The sequence below is a fragment of the Bacillus sp. MYb78 genome, assembly GCF_002975115.1.
GTDB lineage: Bacteria > Bacillota > Bacilli > Bacillales > Bacillaceae_G > Bacillus_A > Bacillus_A cereus.
Map to the genome: position 1 here is coordinate 1 of NZ_PCOB01000069.1, position 1,933 is coordinate 1,933.

Genomic DNA, 1,933 nt, shown 5'->3' on the forward strand with positions numbered 1-1,933 from the left:
CGGGAGTAACGGGAGTAACAGGAGCGACAGGAGCAACGGGGGCAACGGGAATAACGGGAGCAACAGGAACAACGGGAGTAACGGGAGTAACGGGAGTAACGGGAGCAACGGGTGTAACAGGAATAACAGGAGCAACGGGAATAACGGGAGCAACAGGAGTAACGGGAGTAACGGGAGTAACGGGAGTAACAGGAGCGACAGGAGCAACGGGGGCAACGGGAATAACAGGAGCAACAGGAGCAACGGGAGTAACAGGTCCTACTGGGGGGATTGGCCCTATAACAACAACTAATTTGTTATTTTACACTTTTTCAGATGGAGAGAAACTTATATATACAGATGCAGATGGCATAGCTCAATATGGTACAACGAATATACTTTCACCTAGTGAGGTTTCGTATATAAATTTGTTTATCAATGGAATTTTGCAACCACAACCATTCTATGAAGTTAGTACTGGTAAACTAACTTTATTGGATAACCAACCACCATCGCAAGGTTCTTCAATTATTTTACAATTTATTATTATTAATTAAAAAAGACAGATTCTTAATGAAAAAGGAATCTGTCTTTTTTGTTCTGAATTACATTCGTTAACATTAAGTGACGATAAATTCAATTGTAATTGGAATTCCGCCGTCTAATGCATCCCCACCAGGAATTGTAATAGCACCAGTAGGACCAGTAGTAACACTGGAGTTCACGCTTGGTTGAAGAATACCGTTCACATATAAGTTGTAATACGTGAAAGTCGGAAAAGCGGTTGCAGTAGTACCCGCATCGTTTAAACAAGCTGTGGCAGCAATTGCAAAAGCTGCACCTGTACCTGTGCCGGCTCCTAGTGTGGATGTAAATCTTCTAGATGCCATAAATGGTTGAATGATAGGCAATTAATTTTCACTCCTTACAATATTTTATTAGAACGAAGTATAAAATAACTTGTCCACTATATTGTATGAGAGTTTTTTATAATAGAAACGGCTTCACCTTTATAAGGTGAGCCCAATTTTAGTAAGGAAATGTTCTTTATTTATATGAAAAAATGATGTTGTTACTTGCGGAATATATGTTAATCGTAAATTCGGTTTTTGTATTCAAATTAAAATGTGTCTTTGAACCTAAGAGATAAACGTGGAAAAATAAAATAAACCCTTAAGTTTAGGTATTTAATCTAAGCAGTCAATTATTAAAAACATATAATTAATATGTGAGTCATGAACATAATTAAATGACGTTTTCAAGTTTGATTATCATTCATGTTTCCTATTTTAAGAGAAACATATAACTCAACTACTTTTTTCAATTGCATCTTTTATAGTACTTAGAATGGGAAAACACTCAACTATAAGAAAAGTAAGGAGGAAATAAATGAAACATAATGATTGTTTTGATCATAATAACTGCAATCCGATTGTTTTTTCAGCAGATTGTTGTAAAAATCCACAGTCAGTTCCTATTACTAGGGAACAATTAAGTCAATTAATTACTTTACTAAACTCATTAGTATCAGCTATTTCAGCATTTTTTGCAAATCCAAGTAATGCAAACAGATTAGTGTTACTCGATTTATTTAATCAATTTTTAATTTTCTTAAATTCCTTATTACCTTCCCCAGAAGTTAATTTTTTGAAACAATTAACTCAAAGTATTATAGTTTTATTACAATCTCCAGCACCTAATTTAGGACAATTGTCAACATTATTGCAACAATTTTATAGCGCCCTTGCACAATTCTTCTTCGCTTTAGATCTTATCCCTATATCTTGCAACTCAAATGTTGATTCTGCAACTTTACAACTTCTTTTTAATTTATTAATTCAATTAATCAATGCTACTCCAGGGGCGACAGGTCCAACAGGTCCAACAGGTCCAACAGGTCCAACAGGTCCAACAGGTCCAACAGGTCCAACAGGTCCAACAGGTCCAACAGGTC

The 1,933-nt window shown here is 35.6% G+C and carries 3 protein-coding genes; 2 read left to right on the forward strand and 1 reads right to left on the reverse strand.

Going from position 1 to position 1,933, the window contains the following annotated elements:
• A partial coding sequence (locus CQ064_RS33015; RefSeq protein ID WP_142396697.1) for a DUF4183 domain-containing protein occupies positions 1 to 536 on the forward strand: 536 nt, incomplete at its 5' end.
• Positions 537 to 599: 63 nt separating this feature from the next.
• Here the strand turns inward: CQ064_RS33015 and CQ064_RS33020 are convergent.
• Entirely contained in the window at positions 600 to 890 is a 291-nt protein-coding gene (locus CQ064_RS33020) for a DUF4183 domain-containing protein (protein WP_001121647.1), read from the reverse strand.
• A 478-nt stretch (positions 891 to 1,368) separates the two neighbouring features.
• On the opposite strand from CQ064_RS33020, the gene CQ064_RS33025 reads away from it, so the two are divergent.
• Positions 1,369 to 1,933 (forward strand): collagen-like repeat preface domain-containing protein (locus CQ064_RS33025; protein ID WP_181147427.1); only part of this gene is annotated, 565 nt, incomplete at its 3' end.